The following is a 17730-nucleotide window of genomic DNA, read 5'->3' as shown; positions in this document are numbered from 1 at the left end:
GCCCGGGGTTATCCTTTGGGGCATGGAGATGCCTGAGTTCCGGGAAAAGCTCACCGCCTGCCGCCTCTGCCCCCGGCTGGTGGCCTGGCGGGAGGAGGTGGTGGGAAAGAAGCGGGCCCACCGGGGGGAGGCCTACTGGGCAAGGCCGGTGCCGGGGTTTGGGGATCCGGAGGCGCGCCTCGTCCTCTTCGGCCTGGCCCCCGGGGCCCACGGCTCCAACCGCACCGGCCGCCCCTTCACTGGGGACGCCTCGGGGGCCTTTCTCTACCCCCTGCTTTACGAAGCCGGGCTTTCCAGCCGGCCGGAAAGCCACCCGGGGGACGACCTTAGGCTGTACGGGGTCTACCTCACGGCGGCGGTGCGTTGCGCCCCCCCGGGAAACCGGCCCACCCGGGAGGAACTAAGGGCCTGTAGCCGCTGGACGGCAGTGGAGCTCGGCCTTCTGGAGGAAGCCCGGGTCTACCTGGCCCTGGGCCGCGTGGCCCTCGAGGCCCTCCTGGAGCACTTCGGCCTCAGAAAAAGCACCTACCCCTTCTTCCACGGGGCCCACTACCCCCTGCCCGGAGGCAGGCACCTCCTGGCCAGCTACCACGTCTCCCGCCAGAACACGCAAACGGGGAGGCTCACCCGGGAGATGTTCCTGGAGGTGCTCCTCAAGGCTAAGGCCCTCGCCGGGCTTTGAGCCAGGCCAGTAGCTCCTGGTAGGAGAGGACGTTCAGCACCCGCTCAGGACCAATCCAGGCCCGCTGCGCCGTGCCCACGGCCAGCTCCATGAAGCGCAGGTGCTCCACCTGGTGGGCATCGGTGGAGAGGCTGATCCAAAGCCCCATCCCGTAGGCCAGGCGGGCCAGGTCGTCGGGGAGGTCCATGCGGTCGTAGTAGCCGTCTATCTCCACCGCTACCCCCTTCTCCAGGGCCTTGGCGAAGATGGCCTCCCAGTCGGCCTCTATGGAGGGGCGGCGCCCGAGAAGCCTGGCCGTGGGGTGGGCCAGCACGTGGACGTAGGGGTTTTCCAGGGCCCGGAGGATGCGCCGGGTCTGGTCGGCCTTGGGGAGGCGGAACTGGGAGTGGATGGAGATGAGGACCAGGTCCAGCTCCCGCAGGACCCAGTCCGGGTAGTCCAGGGAGCCGTCGGGCCTTATGTCCACCTCCGCCCCCGCCAGGAGGTAGGGAGGGCCGTGGGCCTCATTAAAGCGGCGGATGGCCTCCACCCGCCTAAGGGCCTCCTCCGGGCTTGGTCCACCGGCCACCCGCACCGCCGGGGAGTGGTCGGTGAGGCCCAGGTATTGGTAGCCCAGGGCCTTGGCCGCCTCCCAGAGCTCCTCCAGGGTGTTCTGGCCGTCGGAGTAGGTGGAGTGGACCTGGAGGTCACCCTTGATCTGGGAAAGCTCCAAAAGCTTGGGGAGCCTGCCCGCCAGGGCGGCCTCTATCTCCCCCTGGTCCTCCCGCAGGGGTGGGGGGATGTAGGGAAGGCCCAGGGCGGCATACACCCCCTCCTCCGTCTCCCCCGCCAGGCGCTCCTCCCCGCGGAAGACGCCGTACTCGGAAAGCTTCAGGCCCTTTTCCTGGGCCAGGGTGCGAAGCTTGATGGAATGCTCCTTGCTCCCTGTGAGGTACTGCAGCCCTGATCCCCAGCTCTCTGGGGGGACCACCCGCAGGTCCACCTGGAGCCCGTTTTTGAGGAAGACCGTGGCCCGCTCCCTGCCCTCGGCGTAGACCTCCTTCACCTGGGGAAGACGCACGAAGCCCGCCACCACCCGTTCCCCTTCCTTGCTGGCCACCAGGTAGTCCAGGTCCCCCACGGTGTCCTTGTAGCGCCGTGCGGAGCCGCAAAGCTCCGCCCCCTCCACCCCGGGGAGCTGGCGGATGGCCTCCAGGAGGCTACGCCCCAGGGAAAGCACCGCCCCCAGGGGGCGCCTTTTGCCCGCGGCCTGGGCCAGGGAAAGCCCTTCCCGGATGCGCTCCGCCTTTTTGGCGCCGAACCCCTTAAGGCGCAGGAGGTCCCCCCGGTCCAGGGCCTCCTTGAGCTTCTCCAGGGAGTCCACCCCCAGGGCCTCATAGAGGAGCCGGGCGGTCTTGGGGCCTACCCCCGGAACCTCCATGACCCTTAGGACCCCCCGGGGCACCCGGGCGGCAAGCTCCTCGTGCTTCCCCACCCGGCCCGTGGCCAGGAACTCCAGGACCTTTTCGGCCAGGTCAGGGCCGATGCCGGGAAGGGCCAGGAGGGCCTCCTTGCCCCTGGCAGCCACCTCCTCTATGGGGATATCCAGGTCGTAAAGGGTGCGGGCCGCTTGGTGGTAGGCCCGCACCCGGAAGGGGTTATCCCCCAGGAACTCGCTCATCAGGCCGATCTCCTCAAAGATGCGAGCCAGCTCCTGGTTCCTCATGCCCCCACTATACGGGTATACTCCCCCTAACGCCCATGCCCAGGCCAGACCGGTTCCGCAAAGCCGTGGTGGAGATGCTCAAGGAGGCGGGCAGACCCCTCCACTACACGGAGATCGGCCGCCGCCTCAAGGAAGGGGGGCTTTGGGAAAGGGTCAAGGAGCCGGAGAAAATCGCCAAGGTCCGCCTGGCGGCCCTGGCCCGCTGGCACCACAGCCCAGTGGTGGCCCTGGGGAAAGGCCTCTACGCCCTCAGGGAAGGAGGCGGTACGAGCCCAGAACCCTGAGGTAGTTGGCCCGTTCAAAGGCGGCGGGCTCGGCCACCTTCTGGTAGCTCATGACCCCGCGCATCTCCGCCACGCTGGCGTACTCCCTCTCCTCCATGAAGGCCTTCAGCTCGGCCAGCACCGTGCGGAAGTGGCCCGGTCCCTTTTCCAGAACGGCCGAGGTCATCATGACCACCTGGGCCCCGGCCAAAAGGCCCTTCACCGCCTCCTTCCCCGAGTGCACCCCCCCGGTGAGGGCCAGCTCCAGGCCCACCCGCCCGTAGAGGAGGGCAATCCAGTGAACCCGGAGCAAGGCCTCGTAGGGCCGGGATAGGGTGAGGGTGGGCACCACGGAAAGGCCCTCCAGGTCAAAATCCGGCTGGTAGAAGCGGTTGAAGAGGACCAGGGCCTTGGCCCCCGTGGCCTCCACCCGCTTGGCGAAGTGAGCGAAGGCGGTAAAGGCGTGGCCCACCTTCACCGCCACCGGCACCTTAACCGCCTCCACCACCGCCCGGATGGTGTCCAGGTACATGGCCTCCACCTCGGCGCCCGAGAGGAGGGGGTCGGTGGGGATGTAGTAGAGGTTGAGCTCAATGGCGTCGGCCCCCGCCTCCTCCAGGAGCCTGGCGTACTCCACCCAGCCTCCCCGGCTTATCCCGTTCAGGCTGGCGATGATGGGCACGGAAACCCGCTCCTTGGCCCGGGCGAGGAGGTCCAGGTGGCGCTCGGGGGTGAGGCGGTACTCCGAGGCCTTGGGGAAGTAGGTGAGGGCCTCGGCGTAGCTCTCGTGGCCGTAGTGGAGGTAGTGGTCCAGGAGCTCTTCCTCCAAGGTAATCTGCTCTTCAAAGAGGGAGTGCATGACGATGGCCGCGGCCCCGCCGTCCTCGAGGCGCAAAAACCCATCCAGCTTCTCCGTAAGGGGGGAAGCCGAGGCCACCAGGGGATGCTCCAAGGCCAAACCCAGATACGTGGTCCTAAGGTCCATCCTCGCCCTCCTTAACCCGCCACCGCCTCAGGGGCGCTGGCCATGCGGGAAAGCCTTTCCCACCGGGCCCGCACCGCCTCCTCCGCCGCCTTCAAGAAGACCTCCGCCTCCTCGGGGTGGGTCTGGAGGAGCAGACGGTAGCGGTTTTCCGCATAGAGGTACTCCCTTAGGGGCAGGGTGGGGGGCTTGGAATCCAGGAAAAGCCCCTGCCCCGGCAGGTAGCGGAAAAGGGGCCAGTACCCCGCGCGCTCGGCCAGCTTCTGGTGGTCCATGCCCTTGGCCATGTCAATGCCGTGGGCGATGCAGTGGCTGTAGGCGATGAGGAGGGCGGGACCCTGGTGGGCCTCCGCCTCCAGGAAGGCCCGCACGGTGTGGGCGTCGTTGGCCCCCATGGCGATCTGGGCCACGTACACGTGCCCGTAGCTCATGGCCATGAAGGCCAGGTCCTTCTTGGGGGTGGGCTTGCCGGCCATGGCGAACTTGGCCACCGCCCCCAGGCCCGTGGCCTTGGAGGCCTGGCCGCCGGTGTTGGAGTAGACCTCGGTGTCCAGGACCAGGACCTTCACGTTGGCCCCGCTGGCCAGCACGTGGTCCAACCCCCCGTAGCCGATGTCGTAGGCCCAGCCATCCCCGCCCACGATCCAGACCGAGTGAGGGATGAGGGCGTCCGCCACCGCCAGAAGGTCCCGGGCCCTGGGGTCGTCCAGGCCCCTTAGCCGCTCTCGGAGAAGGGCCACGTCCTGCCGCCTCGCCTCCAGGGCCTCCGGGCCCACGGGCTCAAGAAGCCGCGCTACCAGCTCCTCCCCCAGGGTCTGGCGGAAGACGGGAAGGAGGCTTCGGGCGTACTCCGCCTTCTTGTCCAGGGCCAGGCGCATGCCCAGGCCAAACTCGGCGTTGTCCTCAAAGAGGGAGTTGGCCCAGGCGGGGCCCCGGCCTTCCCTGTTCTTGCTCCAGGGGGTGGTGGGCAGGTTGCCCCCGTAGATGGAGCTGCACCCGGTGGCGTTGGCGATCACCAGCCGGTCGCCGAAAAGCTGGGAAAGAAGCCTCAGGTAAGGGGTCTCCCCACACCCCGCACAGGCCCCAGGGAACTCAAAAAGGGGCTCCAAAAGCTGCACGTCCTTCACCGTGTGGAGCTTCAGGTCCGCCCTAGGGGTTTCGGGCAGGGTGAGGAAGAAGTCCCAGTGGCGGTTCATGGCCTCGCGCACCTCCAGGCGCGGGGCCAAGTTCAGGGCCTTGCGGCTGGGGTTGCGCTTGTCCTTGGCGGGGCAGACCTCCACGCACAGGGAGCAGCCCGTGCAGTCATCGGGGCTGATGGCCAGGGTGTAGGCCCCGGAAAGCTCCTTCCACATGGCCTTGCGGTGGGGGAAACCCTCCGGGGCCTGGGCCAGGGCCTCCTCCGGCACCACCTTGGCCCGGATGACCGCGTGGGGGCAGACCAAAACGCACTTCCCGCACTGCACGCAGACGTTGGGGTCCCAGGTGGGCACGAACTCGGCGATGCCCCGCTTCTCGTAGCGGGCGGTGCCCGTGGGGAAAGTGCCGTCCGGGGGGAAGGCGGAGACGGGAAGGGTGTCGCCAAGGCCCAGGGCGATGGGCCCGAGGACCTCCCGCACGAAGGGCGGGGCCTCCCCCACCATGGGGGGGATGAGCTCCTGGGTGGAGGTCACCTGGCCTGGGATGGGGAGGGGTTCCACCGCGGAAAAGCCCAGGTCCACCGCCTGGAAGTTGCGCTCCAAAACGGCCCTGCCCCGCTTGCCGTAGCTCTTCTCAATGCCCTTCTTGATGCGGGCCTTGGCCTCCTCCTCGGGGAGGACCCCGGAGAGCTTGAAGAAGGCGGCCTGCATGATGGTGTTGATGCGCCCGGGGAGGCCCACCTTCCGGGCGAGCTCGTAGGCGTTCACCACGTAGACCTTCAGGTTCTTCCTGAGGATCTCCTCCTGCACCGGCCTAGGCAACCGGTCCCAGACCTCCTCCTTGGGGTAGGGGCTGTTGAGGAGGACCGTGGCCCCCTCCTCGGCCACCCCCAGCATGGGGAGCCTTTGCAAAAAACCCCACTGGTGGACCCCCACGAAGCTCGCCCGCTGGACCAGGTAGGGCTTGTTCAGGGGGTTGGGGCCGAAGCGCAGGTGGCTCACCGTGCGGGAGCCCGACTTCTTGGAGTCGTAGACGAAGTACCCCTGGGCGAAGAGGGGGGTCTCCTCCCCGATGATCTTGATGGTGTTCTTGTTGGCGGAGACGGTGCCGTCGGAGCCCAAGGCGAAGAAGACCGCCCGCACGGAGGCCGGGTCCTCAAAGTCCACCTCGGGGTAGGGGAGGCTTGACCCTGTGACGTCGTCCACGATGCCCACGGTGAAGCCGTGGCGGGGGCGGTCCTTCTCCAGCTCCGCGAAGACCCCCAGGGCCATGGCCGGGGTGAACTCCTTGGAGGAAAGCCCGTAGCGCCCGCCCACCAGGAGGGGCACCCCTTGGCCCCGGAGGGCGAAGGCGGCCGCCACCTCCTGGAAGAGGGGCTCCCCCACGGCCCCCGGCTCCTTGCCCCGGTCCAGGACCGCCACCTTGCGGGCGGTGGCCGGGACGGCCGCCAGGAAACCCTCCGGGTGGAAGGGGCGAAAGAGGCGCACCCGCACCATCCCCACCTTCTCCCCCCGCTCCAGGAGGTGGGCCACCGCCTCCTCCACCGCCAAGGAGGCGGAGCCCATGACCACCACCACCCGCTCCGCCTCCGGGTGGCCCACGTACTCGTAGGGGCGGTAGCGCCGGCCCGTGACCTCGGCGAAGCGGTCCATGGCCTCCTGGACCACCCGGGGGAGGCGCAGGTAGTAGGGGTTGATGGCCTCGCGGTTTTGGAAGTAGTGGTCGGGGTTTTGCGCCGTGCCCCGGATCACGGGGGCCTCGGGGGTGAGGGCCCGCTTGCGGAAGGCCTCGAGGGCCTCGTAGGGGAAAAGGGCCTTGAGCTCCCGGTCGGAGAGGGGCTGGATCTTCTGCACCTCGTGGGAGGTGCGGAAGCCGTCCATGGCGTGGAGGAAAGGAAGGCTGGCCTTTAGGGCCGCCACGTGGGCGACGGCCGCCAGGTCCTGGGCCGCCTGCACGGAGTCGGAGACCAGGATGGCCCACCCCGTGGGGCGCACGGCGTAGAGGTCCTGGTGGTCCCCGAAGATGGAGAGGGCGTGGGTGGCCAGAGCCCGGGCGGCCACGTGGATCACCCCGGGGAGGGCCTGCCCGGCGATCTTGTACATGTCGGGGATCATGAGGAGGAGGCCCTGGCTGGCGGTGAAGGTGGTGGCGAGAACCCCTTCCTGCAAAGCCCCGTGCAAGGCCCCAGCCGCCCCCCCTTCGGACTGCATCTCCACCACCTTGGGCACCAGGCCGAAGAGGTTGGGTTCCCCCTTGGCCGCCCACTCGTCGGAAAGCTCGGCCATGGGGCTGCTGGGGGTGATGGGGTAGATGGCGATGACCTCGCTCAGGCGGTAGGCCACCCGGGCCACCGCCTCGTTGCCGTCCACGGTGATGGGGCGCATAGGCTTCACCTCTACCCTACCCTATCCCCTCCCCCAGGTGAGGAATGTCCCAGGGGTAGAATGGGAGCATGCTCCGCTACCTCCTGGCCCTCGCCCTGGCCGCCTTGGGGGTGGCCCTCGAGGCCTACCGCCCCTTCCTCCTCCTCCTCGCGGGCCTCGCCCTCCTCCTCGCCCGGCCCCGAAGCTGCCCCAGGCCTTGACGGAAGGCCCTTCCGGGCGAAGACTTGGGGCGTGGACGCCTTCAAGCGCAACCTGGAAAAGCTCGCCGAACTCGCCATCCGCGTGGGGCTCAACCTGGAGAAGGGGCAGGAGGTCATCGCCACCGCCCCCATTGAGGCCGTGGACTTCGTGCGCCTCCTCGCGGAGAAGGCCTACCGGGAGGGGGCGAGCCTCTTCACCGTGATCTACGGGGACCAGGAACTTGCCCGCAAGCGCCTCGCCCTGGCGCCGGAGGAGGGGTTGGACAAGGCCCCGGCCTGGCTCTACGAGGGGATGGCGAGGGCCTTTAGGGAAGGGGCAGCGAGGCTTGCCGTCTCGGGAAGCGACCCCAAGGCCCTGGAGGGGCTTCCCCCGGAGAAGGTGGGCCGGGCGCAAAAGGCCAACGCCCGCGCCTACAAGCCCGCCCTCGAGGCCATCACCGAGTTCGTCACCAACTGGACCATCGTCCCCTTCGCCCACCCCGGCTGGGCGAGGGCGGTCTTCCCAGGCCTCCCCGAGGAGGAGGCGGTGAGGAGGCTCTGGGAGGCCATCTTCCAGGCCACCCGGGCCGACCAGGAAGACCCCATCGCCGCCTGGGAAGCCCACAACCGCGCCCTTCACGAAAAGGTGGCCTACCTGAACGCCCGCCGCTTCCACGCCCTCCACTTCAAGGGGCCGGGGACGGACCTCGTGGTGGGCCTCGCCGAGGGGCACCTCTGGCAGGGCGGGGCCACCCCCACCAAGGGGGGCCGGCTCTGCAACCCCAACCTGCCCACGGAGGAGGTCTTCACCGCCCCCCACCGGGAGCGGGTGGAGGGGGTGGTGCGGGCAAGCCGCCCCCTGGCCCTGGGGGGCACCCTGGTGGAGGGGATCTTCGCCCGGTTTGAAAGGGGCTTCGCCGTGGAGGTGCGGGCCGAGAAGGGCGAGGAGGTGCTGAGGCGGCTTTTGGACACGGACGAGGGGGCGAGGCGCCTGGGCGAGGTGGCCCTGGTCCCCGCGGACAACCCCATCGCCAAAACGGGCCTCGTCTTCTTTGACACCCTGTTTGACGAGAACGCCGCAAGCCACATCGCCTTTGGGCAGGCCTACCAGGAGAACCTCGAGGGCCGCCCCTCGGGGGAGGCCTTCCGGAAGCGGGGGGGCAACGAAAGCCTCGTCCACGTGGACTGGATGATCGGATCCGAGGAGATGGACGTGGACGGGCTCCACGAAGACGGGACCCGCGTGCCTCTCATGCGCCGGGGAAGGTGGGTGGTGTAGTCAGGCGCAGCAGGAAAGCTTTTTGGGATCGGCGTCCAGGGCCTGGGCCACGAGCCTTATCCCCTCGGCCAGGGTCAGGTAGGGGTGGAAGGTGTCTATGAGGTCCCGGTAGCCGAGGCCGTACTTCACCGCCAGGATGCCCTCCTGGATGACGTCCCCCGCCTCGTGGGCCAGGACGTGGAGGCCGAGGACCGTGCCCTCTTCGTCCACCACGATCTTGAAGGCCCCCCGGGCATCGCGGGCGGTGAGGGCCTTGGGCACCTGGGAAAGGGGAAGGGTGGCCGCCCGCACCCCCGCGCCGTACCGCCTCCTCGCCTCCTCCTCCGTGAGGCCCACCGCGGCCAGGGCGGGGTCGGTGAAGGTGACCCGGGGGAGGGCGGCGAGGTCCAGGGGCGTCTCCACCCCCAAGGCGTTCCGCGCCGCCACCCTGCCCGACTGGGCGGCCACGTAGACGAACTGGGGAAGCCCCGCCGCGTCCCCGGCGGCGTAGACCCGGGGGTTGGTGGTGCGCAGGCTGGGGTCCAGCCGGAGGAAGCCCCGCTCGTCCCGCTCCACGCCCGCCCGCTCCAGGCCGAGCCCTTCCAGGTCCGGCCTCCTCCCCGTGGCCACGAGGAGCCTCTCCGCCTCAAAAACCCCCCGGTCGGTCCGGACGCGGAAGGCCCCTTCCCGGGCCACGGCCTCCACCCGGACCCCGGTGTGGACCCTAAGGCCCTCCTCCAGGTAGCCCCGGAGGAGCCGGGCAAGCTCCCGGTCCTCCTGGGGCAGGACCTCGGGCAGGGCCTCGAGGACCGTCACCCGGCTCCCAAGCCTGGCGAAGGCCTGGGCGAGCTCAAGCCCGATGGGCCCACCCCCCACCACCAGGAGGCTTTCGGGAAGGGCGGGGGCGGAGAGGGCCTCGAGGTAGGTCCAGGGCGCGCTCTCCTGGAGGCCGGGGATGGGCGGAAGGAAGGGCCTCGCCCCGGTGGCGAGGAGGTACCGCCCAGCCAAGACCTCCCGCCCCTCTACCTCCATCCTTTCCCCGTCCAGGAAGCGGGCCCTCCCCCGGAGCACGGGAACCCCGGCCGCCTCCAGGACCTCCTGGTACTTCTCCTTCCTGAGGGCCGCGATCAGGCCCTCCTTGCCCGCGAGGAGGGCTTTCCAGTCCACCCCCAGGGCCTCCGTGCGGAGGCCGGGGAAGGCGGAGTGGCCCGCCCGGTGGAAGGCGTCGGCCGCCCGGAGGAGGTACTTGGAGGGCACGCACCCCACGTTGACGCAGGTCCCCCCCAAAACCCCCGCCTCCACCACGGCCGCCTTGGCCCCGAGGGCGCTCGCCTCCAGGGCCGCCGCCACCCCGGCGGAGCCCGAGCCCACGATGAGGAGGTCGTAGGTCATAGGGCCTCCCCCGGGTAGCCCATCCACGCCTTTTCCACCCCGGCCACCTGCTCCACCCTGCGGATGCACCCCGCGCCGTGGATCCCGGGCACCTTGATGCGGTACCGGTTCTTCTCCATGCCCCCAGGCTAGACCCTGGAGCGTGCTCCAGGGTCAAGGGGGTCCAAATAGACGCAGCGGTCCTTGCCGTCGCAAGCAGGGTCAGGGTGGGCCTCGGCGTAGGCCAGCCGTTCGGCCAGGGCCGCTTCCAGGGCCTGGAGCTCCCTGAGCCTACGCCGCACCTCCGCCAGGCGCTTGGCCAGGGCCTCCCGCACGTGGCGGCAGGGGGGATGGCCCTCCTCCACAGCGCGGAGGATCCAGGCGATGTCCTCAAGCTTAAGCCCCGCCGCCTGGGCCTCCTTGATGAAGCGGAGGCGGCGGAAGGCCTCCTCCCCGTAGAGGCGAAACCCCCCGGGCGAACGGCCGCTGGGGGCGAGGAGCCCAAGCCTTTCGTAGTAGCGGAGGGCATCAGGCGAAAGGCCAAACGCCCGGGCGAGCTCGCCGATGGTGTAGGGCATCTAGACCGCCTCCAGGGCCTCCTCAAAGAGGGCGAGGAGGTCCAGAGGGTCCTCGAGGCCCACGGAGACCCGCACGAGCCCTGGGGTCACCCCGGCCTGGAGCCTCGCCTCCTCCTTGAGGCGGCTGTGGGTGGTGGTCCAGGGGTGCACCAAGAGGGTCCGGGCGTCCCCGAGGTTCGCCGCCTTGAGGAGGCGGATGGCCCCAAGGAAGCGGCTCGCCCTCTCCAGGTCCCCCAGGTCCAGGGTAAGGATGGGCCCGCCCGAGGCCAGGTACTTCCGGGCGTTCCTGTGGGCGGGGTCCTCGGGGAGGCCCGGGTAGCGGAGGGCCTTCACCTTGGGGTGGCCCTGGAGGCGCTCGGCGAGGAAGCGCGCGGTCTCGCTCATCCGCGCAACCCTCAGGGCCACAGTCTCCAGGCCCTGGAAGAGGAGGTAGGCGTTGAAGGGGGAAAGGGCCATGCCGCAGAGGGAAAGCCCCAAGGTGCGGACCCTTTCGGGGAAGCACCTGGCCCTAAGGGCCTCCCAGGGGATCTGGCCCTTGAGGTCGGGCTGCAGAAACTGGGGGTAGTTCCGCCAAAGCTCGGTTTCCCGGGAGAGCACCGCCCCGCCCAAAACGGAGCCGTGCCCCGAGGCCCACTTGGTGAGGCTCTCCACCACCACGTGGGCCCCCCAGGCCAAAGGCCGGCAGAGCGCCCCCGCCGCCCCGAAGGTGTTGTCCACGACCAGGGCCACGCCCGCTTCCTCGGCCAGGGTGGCCAGGGCCTCGAGGTCGGGGACGAGAAGGGCGGGGTTGGCCACGGTCTCCACGAAGACCGCGCGGGTCTTCTCGCCGAGGGCCTCCCGCACGGCCTCGGGCTCGGGGTCCACGTAGCGCACCTTTACCCCCACGAGGGAAAGCACCTGGCCGAAAAGCCCGATGGTCTGGCCGAAAAGCCCCTTGGCCGCCACCACCTCGTCCCCCGGGCGGAGGAGGGCGAGGAGGGCGGCGAAGGTGGCCGCCTGGCCCGAGGCCAGGACCACGGCCTCCAAGGCCCCCTCCAGGGCCTTAAGCCTCTCCTCCAGGGCCTTGGCCGTGGGGTCCTTCTGGCGCGCGTAGACGTAGCCCTCCCCGGTGGCGAAGCGCTCTTGGCCCTCTTCTAAGGTCTTGAAGCCGTAGGCGGCCACGGCGTAGATGGGAAGGCCCACCGCCCCGTGGGGGTCTTCCGGGAGGCCGGAAAGCACGGCCAGGGTCTCGTACTCCATCCTCCCCTCCTAGCGCACCAGGAGCACGGGGCAAGGGGCCTCGGCCACCACCTTCTGGCTCTGGCTTCCCAGGAAGAGGCTTCCCACCGCCCCGAGGCCCCGGGTGCCCATGACGATGAGGTCGGCCCTCTCCCCCAAGGCGGCCTGGAGGATGGCCTCCGCCGGGCGGCCCTCCAGGAGGAGGGCGTCCTCCCGGGGCACCCCGGTGAGGGCCACCGCCTCGGCCAGGACCTTTTCCGCCCGCTCCAGGCGGCGCTTCAGGGCCTCCTCAAAGAAGGGCTCCCCCAGATAGTCGGGCACGGGCTCGTAGGCGTGGACCACGACAAGCCTCGCCCCGTGGGCCTCCGCCTCGGCCTTGGCCACCTCCGCCGCCCGCTTGGCGTGCTCCGAGCCGTCGTAGGCCAGGAGGATGGTCTTGAACATGGTCCTAGTTTACCCGCTTCCTTGGCCCACGGGGTGGTCAAGCCTGGGGGCGGCTTTCCGAGGGGAGCTCCACCTTGCGGCCGCAGCGGCAGGTCTCCCCCTCAATGCGGGCGAGGGTGCCGTCCCCCTTAGGGTAGAGCCAAAGGGCCCCGCAATCGGGGCAGCGCACCTCGGCCACCAGGGAGCGAACCTCCTCCGGGGAGAAGCGGTAGACCTCCCCGCACCAGTGGCAGACCACCTCCGCCCCGCCGTCCTTCACGATCATCTCCTCCCGCTCCTCCGGGGTGAAGAAGACCAGGGCCTCCAGGGCCTTCTCCCGGTTGCAGCGGCAGCGGAAGCGGGCGGGGATCTCGTTCTGGAGGTAGCCCAGGGCGCGGAGGTCGGTGCGCTCAAAGCCCAGGCCCGCAAGAAGGGCCTCCAAAGCCCCCTCCAGGCCCCGCTCCCGAAGGAGGGGGGTGAGGCCGGGGAGGTCCTTGAGGTTGGCCTCGAGGCGGCCCAAGACCTCCTCCTTGGCCCCGGGCATCACCTGGACGGCCACACCCCCCGCTACCTCCACCTCCCCCTCCCCTTTGACCCGCACGCCGAGGAGCACCGCCGAGGGGATCTGCTCCGACTGCCAGAGGTAGTGGGCGAGGTCCTCGGCGATCTCCCCCGAGACCAAGGGCACGGTGCTCGTGTAGACCTCCCCATTGGGAAGGCTCCGGTCCACCCGCAAGAACCCGGCCCCCACGAGCTCCCCCACGTTCAGCTTTCCGTCCTCCCTCAAGGGGACCTCGGCCTCGGGGTTTTTCACGTACCCCCGGACGTTCCCCTGGGGGTCGGCCTCCACCACGATCCCCCCCAAGGGCCCCGACCCCTCCACCCGGAGGGTGAGGCGCTCCTTGGGGGTCTTGAGGAGGAGCTGGGCGAGGAGGAGCGCCCCGGTCATGGCGCGCCCCAAAGCGGCGGTGGCCGTGGGGGAAAGGCCGTGGCGAAGCCTCGCCTCCTCCACCACGTCCGTGGTCTCCGCGGCCAAAACCCGCAAGTCCCCGCCTCCCGCGAGGCCCCTAAGGATCCGTCCCATACCCCGCCATTATGCCACGGGCCTATAATCCCCCATATGGGCCTCGTGATCTACGACACCCTGGCGCGCCGCAAGGTGCCCTTTGAGCCCGCGGTCCCCGGCCACGTGGGGATCTACGTCTGCGGGCCCACGGTCTACTCCGACCCCCACCTGGGCCACGCCCGTGGGCCCGTGGTCTACGACGTCCTAAGGCGCTACTTCCTCCACAAGGGGTACAAGGTGCGCTTCGTTTCCAACATCACCGACGTGGGCCACCTCACCGACGACGCCGACGAGGGCGAGGACAAGATCGTAAGGCGGGCCAAGCTGGAACGGCTTGAGCCCATGGAGGTGGCCGAGAAGTACACCTGGAGCTACTTTGACGCCATGCAGGCCCTGAACGTCCTCAGGCCCTCCATCGCCCCGAGGGCTTCGGGCCACATCCCGGAGATGCTGGAGCTCACGGAAAGGCTTCTTGCGCGGGGGGTGGCCTACGAGCGGAAGGGAAGCGTCTACTTCCGGGTGCGCTCCTTCCCCGAGTACGGGAAGCTCTCGGGAAAACGCCTGGAGGAGCTCAGGGCGGGAGCCCGGGTGGAGGTGCGGGAGGAGAAGGAAGACCCCCTGGACTTCGCCCTCTGGAAGGCGGCGGAGCCGGGGCACCTCATGCGCTGGAAGAGCCCCTGGGGGGAAGGGTACCCCGGCTGGCACATTGAGTGCACGGCCATGAGCCTCAAGTACCTGGGGGAGGGCTTTGACCTCCACGCCGGGGGGATTGACCTGCAGTTTCCCCACCACGAGTGCGAGATCGCCCAGGCGGAGGCCGCGGGCTTCCGCTTCGCCCGCCACTGGATGCACCACAACCACGTGCTTTTGGAGGGGGAGAAGATGGCGAAGAGCACGGGGAACCTGGTCCTCCTCCACGACCTCCTCAAGGCCCACGAGCCCATGGCCCTCCGCTTCTACCTCCTCCAGACCCACTACCGAAGCCCCATGGACTTCACCTGGGAAGGGTTGGAAAGCGCCAAAAGGGGCTACGCCCGCCTCCTCCACGCCTACCGGGAGGTGCGGGAGCGGAAGAAGACCGCACCCCCGGGCACCACCCCCGGGCTGGAGAGGGCCCTGGACGCCCTGGAAAAGGCCTTCATGGAGGCCATAGAGGACGACCTCTCCACCCCCGAGGCCCTGGCCGCCCTCTTCACCTTCCTCCCCGAGCTCCACAAGCTCCTGCCCGAGGCCAGGGGGGAAAGCCTCGCCCGGGCCGAGGCGGTCTTCCACACCCTGGGGGAGGGGATCCTCGGCCTCTTTCCCGAGAGGGTCCTCGAGGAAAAGGTCTCGGGGCCCCTTCTGGAAGGCCTCATCAAGCTCCTCCTGGAGCTTCGGGAAGAGGCCAGGCGGGCCAAGGACTACGAAAGAAGCGACCTCATCCGGGAGAGGCTAAGGGCCCTCGGCGTGGTCGTGGAGGACACCAAAGAAGGCCCCAAGTGGCACCTGGAGGGCTAAAGACCGCCCCGTGCGGGGCAAGCCCGCACGGGGCGGTGTGAGGCACTTAACGGGGAATCGGGTAGCCCCCCGCCTCCAGCACCGCCTCCGCCGCCTGGCGGCGCAGGGCCACGAGGTCCAGGGGCTCGCGCTTGGTGAGCCTGCGGGCGGCGGAGTAGACCACCCGGGCCTCGTCCCCTTCCACGAGGCGGGGCAGCACCGAAAGCGCCCCCGCCTGGGCCCGGTCCACGGCCTGGGCCAGGTAGATGCGGGCGAGGACCTGGGCGAGCCCGCCAAGCCGCCTGGCCCGGAGGAGGGCGCTCTCCGCGGCGTAGGCGTCAATGAGGATGTCGGCCACCGCCCCCAGCACCTCCTGCTCCTCCTCCACCCCCTGGCCGTACTTCTGCACGGCGAGCCCGGCCACCATGAGGGCGAGCTTCTTCAGGTTTTGGACCTGGTGGAGCTCGAGGTCCTCGGGCTCCTCAAAGCTCGGCTCCAGAAGCTCCTTCTGGAGCCGCTGGACGGCCTGCAGGAGGGGGAGCTGGCCCTTCAGGGCCCGGCGGAGGAGCATGCCCGGGATGAGGAGGCGGTTGATCTCGTTGGTGCCCTCAAAGATGCGGTTGATGCGGGCGTCGCGGTAGGCCCTTTCAATGGGGTACTCCTGGGAGTAGCCGTAGCCCCCGTGGATCTGCACCCCCTCGTCCACCACGTAGTCCAGGACCTCGGAGCCCAGCACCTTGATGATGCTGGCCTCCACGGCGTACTCCTCAATGCCCGCCATGACCGCCTCGGGGCCCTTCTTCCCCGCGAGGGCCTCGTCAATGAGGCCCACGGTGCGGTAGACGGCGCTTTCCGCTGCGTAGATGCGGCTCGCCATCTCGCCGAGCTTCTGCTGGATGAGGCCGAAGCGGCCGATGGGGCGGCCGAACTGCACCCGCTGGTTGGCGTACTGGGCGGAAAGCTCCAGGGCCCGCTTCGCCCCGCCCACGGCCCCCGCCCCGAGCTTGTAGCGGCCCACGTTGAGGACGTTGAAGGCGATCTTGTGCCCCTTGCCCACCTCCCCGAGGACGTTCTCCACGGGCACCTTGACGTCCTCCAGGATCACCTGGCGGGTGCTGGAGGCCTTGATGCCCATCTTCTTCTCCTCGGGGCCGAAGGAGAGACCGGGGGTGCCCCGCTCCACCAGGAAGGCGGTGAAGTGCTCCCCGTCCACCTTGGCGAAGACGGTGAAGAGCTGGGCGAAGCCCGCGTTGGAGATCCACTGCTTGACCCCGTTCAGGACGTAGTGCTTGCCGTCCTCGGAAAGCGTGGCCCGGGTCTTGGCGGCGAGGGCGTCGGAACCCGAGCCCGGCTCCGTGAGGCAGTAGGCGGCAATCCACTCCCCGCTGGCCAGCTTGGGCAGGTACTTGCGCTTCTGCTCCTCGGTGCCGAAGTAGACGAGGGGCAGGGTGCCGATGGAGGTGTGGGCGCCGTAGGTGACGGAGAAGCCCCCGCTTCCCGAAAGCTCCTCGGCCACCACGGTGGAGATCACCTTGGGCAGGTCCAGGCCGCCGTACTCCTCGGGGACGTCAATGGCAAGAAGCCCGAGCTCCCCCGCCTTGCGCATCAGGGGCACGTTGAGCTCAAGCTCCCCGTGCTCCATGCGCTCCAGAAGGGGAAGCACCTCCCGCTCCACGAAGGTGCGGGTGGTGCGGGCGATCTCCTTGACGCTCTCGTCAAAGTCCTCGGGGGTGTAGACCCGCTCCGGGACCTCCAAAAGCCAGCCGCCGCCTTTTTGCCAAAGCTTCTTCTCCTCGGTCATGGTCCTCCTCCTTAGGCCGGATAAACCTCAAACACGCCCGCGGCGCCCATGCCGCCGCCGATGCACATGGTGACGAGGCCGTACCCCCCGCCCCTCCGGGCAAGCTCGCTTAAGAGCTGGGCGGTGAGCTTGGCCCCCGTGGCCCCCAGGGGGTGGCCCAGGGCGATGGCCCCGCCGTTGACGTTCGTCCTCTCCTCGGGCATCTCCAGGGCCCGCATCACCGCCAGGACCTGGGCGGCGAAGGCCTCGTTGAACTCAATGAGGGCGATCTGGTCCAGGGTGAGGCCCGCCCGCTTCAGGGCCTTGGGCACCGCCTTCACCGGGCCGATCCCCATCACGTCGGGCTCCACCCCGGCCACGGCGAAGCTCACGAAGCGGGCGAGGGGCTTGAGGCCCAAGGCCTCCGCCTTCTCCCGGCTCATGACCACCACCGCCGCCGCCCCGTCGGAGTAGGGGCTGGCGTTCCCCGCGGTCACGGTGCCCCCCTTCTTGAAGGCGGGGCGGAGCTTGGCCAGGGCCTCCAGGGAAGTGTCGGGCCGCACGGTCTCGTCCCGGTCAAAGACCACCTCCTGCACCACCTTCTTGGTGCCCTGGTAGCGCACCTTGGGCACCCGGATGGGCACCACCTCGCCAAAGCGCCCCTCGGCCCAGGCCTGGGCCGCCCGCTGGTGGCTCCTTAGGGCCCAGCGGTCCTGGTCCTCCCGGCTGATGCCGTAGCGCTCCGCCACCCTTTCGGCGGTGAAGCCCATGCCGATGTAGGTGGAGTAGCCCTCCGGGCCCCACTCCGTGGGGGTGAGGTCGGGGTGGAGCCGGGTGTGGAAGCCCGACATGGGCACCTGGCTCATCATCTCCACCCCCCCGGCCAGCACGGCCTCGGCCATGCCGGTCATCACCGCCTGGGCGGCCATGGCGATGGTCTGGAGGCCGCTGGAGCAGAAGCGGTTGATGGTGGCCCCCGCCACCTCCACGGGGAAGCCCGCCCGGAGGAGGGCCAGGCGGGCGATGTTCAGCCCCTGGGCCGCCTCGGGCATGGCGCACCCCCAGAGGACGTCCTCGAGCTCCTTGGGGTCCAGGCCCACCCGCTCCACCGCGGCCCGCATCACCTGGGCGGAGAGGTCCACGGGGTGGAGCTCCGCCAGGGCCCCGTCCTTCTTGCCCCGGGCCACGGGGCTCCGCACTGCGCTTACGATGACCGCTTCCCGCATCT

General features: G+C 69.5%; 16 protein-coding genes. 5 read left to right on the top strand and 11 right to left on the bottom strand.

Going from position 1 to position 17730, the window contains the following annotated elements; genetic code table 11:
- The first annotated feature begins 22 nt into the window (after positions 1 to 22).
- Complete coding sequence (locus B128_RS0111145; RefSeq protein WP_018112352.1) at positions 23 to 682, top strand: type-5 uracil-DNA glycosylase; 660 nt, start codon at positions 23 to 25, stop codon at positions 680 to 682.
- Here the strand turns inward: B128_RS0111145 and polX are convergent.
- Positions 660 to 2387: a DNA polymerase/3'-5' exonuclease PolX gene (gene polX / locus B128_RS0111140; RefSeq protein WP_018112351.1), complete on the bottom strand. Its 1728-nt coding sequence runs from the start codon at positions 2385 to 2387 to the stop codon at positions 660 to 662. The two genes, B128_RS0111145 and polX, sit on opposite strands and share 23 nt — an antisense overlap.
- Before the next feature lie 35 nt (positions 2388 to 2422).
- On the opposite strand from polX, the gene B128_RS0111135 reads away from it, so the two are divergent.
- Positions 2423 to 2671, top strand: coding sequence for an HTH domain-containing protein (locus B128_RS0111135; RefSeq protein WP_018112350.1), 249 nt, complete (start codon positions 2423 to 2425; stop codon positions 2669 to 2671).
- On the opposite strand, the gene B128_RS0111130 is transcribed toward B128_RS0111135, so the two are convergent.
- Both B128_RS0111130 and nifJ read right to left on the bottom strand, forming a co-directional pair.
- Complete coding sequence (locus tag B128_RS0111130) at positions 2637 to 3635, bottom strand: dihydroorotate dehydrogenase-like protein (protein ID WP_018112349.1); 999 nt, start codon at positions 3633 to 3635, stop codon at positions 2637 to 2639. The two genes, B128_RS0111135 and B128_RS0111130, sit on opposite strands and share 35 nt — an antisense overlap.
- Before the next feature lie 11 nt (positions 3636 to 3646).
- The gene (gene nifJ, locus B128_RS0111125; RefSeq protein ID WP_018112348.1) at positions 3647 to 7153 is read right to left on the bottom strand and encodes a pyruvate:ferredoxin (flavodoxin) oxidoreductase; all 3507 of its coding nucleotides are present in this window, start codon (positions 7151 to 7153) and stop codon (positions 3647 to 3649) included.
- Between the two features lie 68 nt (positions 7154 to 7221).
- Here nifJ and B128_RS13415 point away from each other — a divergent pair, with 68 nt between their 5' ends.
- Together B128_RS13415 and B128_RS0111115 are read left to right on the top strand one after the other, a co-directional pair.
- The gene (locus B128_RS13415) at positions 7222 to 7353 is read left to right on the top strand and encodes a hypothetical protein (protein WP_018112347.1); all 132 of its coding nucleotides are present in this window, start codon (positions 7222 to 7224) and stop codon (positions 7351 to 7353) included.
- A gap of 31 nt (positions 7354 to 7384) precedes the next feature.
- Positions 7385 to 8611, top strand: a complete 1227-nt coding sequence (locus tag B128_RS0111115; protein WP_018112346.1) for an aminopeptidase — start codon at positions 7385 to 7387, stop codon at positions 8609 to 8611.
- Here B128_RS0111115 and merA read toward each other — a convergent pair whose 3' ends face one another.
- The 6 genes from merA to hslO are packed head-to-tail and all read right to left on the bottom strand — an operon-like array spanning position 8612 to position 13264.
- Positions 8612 to 9982, bottom strand: a complete 1371-nt coding sequence (merA, locus tag B128_RS0111110; RefSeq protein ID WP_018112345.1) for a mercury(II) reductase — start codon at positions 9980 to 9982, stop codon at positions 8612 to 8614. It lies immediately after the preceding gene.
- Entirely contained in the window at positions 9979 to 10101 is a 123-nt protein-coding gene (locus B128_RS13410; RefSeq protein ID WP_011173222.1) for a hypothetical protein, read from the bottom strand. The genes merA and B128_RS13410 overlap by 4 nt, the downstream gene beginning before the upstream one ends.
- Before the next feature lie 9 nt (positions 10102 to 10110).
- Positions 10111 to 10539 (bottom strand): heavy metal-responsive transcriptional regulator, encoded by a 429-nt coding sequence (locus tag B128_RS0111100; protein WP_008632647.1) that lies wholly within the window; start codon positions 10537 to 10539, stop codon positions 10111 to 10113.
- Positions 10540 to 11778 (bottom strand): aminotransferase class I/II-fold pyridoxal phosphate-dependent enzyme, encoded by a 1239-nt coding sequence (locus B128_RS0111095; protein WP_018112344.1) that lies wholly within the window; start codon positions 11776 to 11778, stop codon positions 10540 to 10542. It lies immediately after the preceding gene.
- A gap of 9 nt (positions 11779 to 11787) precedes the next feature.
- Positions 11788 to 12201, bottom strand: coding sequence for a universal stress protein (locus tag B128_RS0111090; protein ID WP_018112343.1), 414 nt, complete (start codon positions 12199 to 12201; stop codon positions 11788 to 11790).
- 37 nt (positions 12202 to 12238) lie between these two features.
- Complete coding sequence (gene hslO / locus B128_RS0111085; RefSeq protein ID WP_018112342.1) at positions 12239 to 13264, bottom strand: Hsp33 family molecular chaperone HslO; 1026 nt, start codon at positions 13262 to 13264, stop codon at positions 12239 to 12241.
- Positions 13265 to 13300: 36 nt separating this feature from the next.
- Between hslO and cysS the strand changes: the two genes are divergently transcribed.
- Positions 13301 to 14743 carry a cysteine--tRNA ligase gene (gene cysS / locus B128_RS0111080; protein WP_018112341.1) on the top strand — a complete coding sequence of 481 codons (1443 nt, stop codon included), beginning with the start codon at positions 13301 to 13303 and terminating at the stop codon, positions 14741 to 14743.
- A gap of 46 nt (positions 14744 to 14789) precedes the next feature.
- On the opposite strand, the gene B128_RS0111075 is transcribed toward cysS, so the two are convergent.
- Complete coding sequence (locus tag B128_RS0111075; RefSeq protein WP_018112340.1) at positions 14790 to 16523, bottom strand: acyl-CoA dehydrogenase family protein; 1734 nt, start codon at positions 16521 to 16523, stop codon at positions 14790 to 14792.
- An 11-nt stretch (positions 16524 to 16534) separates the two neighbouring features.
- A complete protein-coding gene (locus B128_RS0111070) occupies positions 16535 to 17728 on the bottom strand; it encodes a thiolase family protein (RefSeq protein ID WP_018112339.1) in 1194 nt (397 codons plus the stop codon).
- Between the last annotated feature and the right edge of the window lie 2 nt (positions 17729 to 17730).

This window comes from Thermus igniterrae ATCC 700962, from assembly GCF_000376265.1.
Classification (GTDB): domain Bacteria; phylum Deinococcota; class Deinococci; order Deinococcales; family Thermaceae; genus Thermus; species Thermus igniterrae.
The sequence above is the reverse complement of the archived record's forward strand: the minus strand, read 5'-3'. Positions and strand labels throughout refer to the sequence as shown.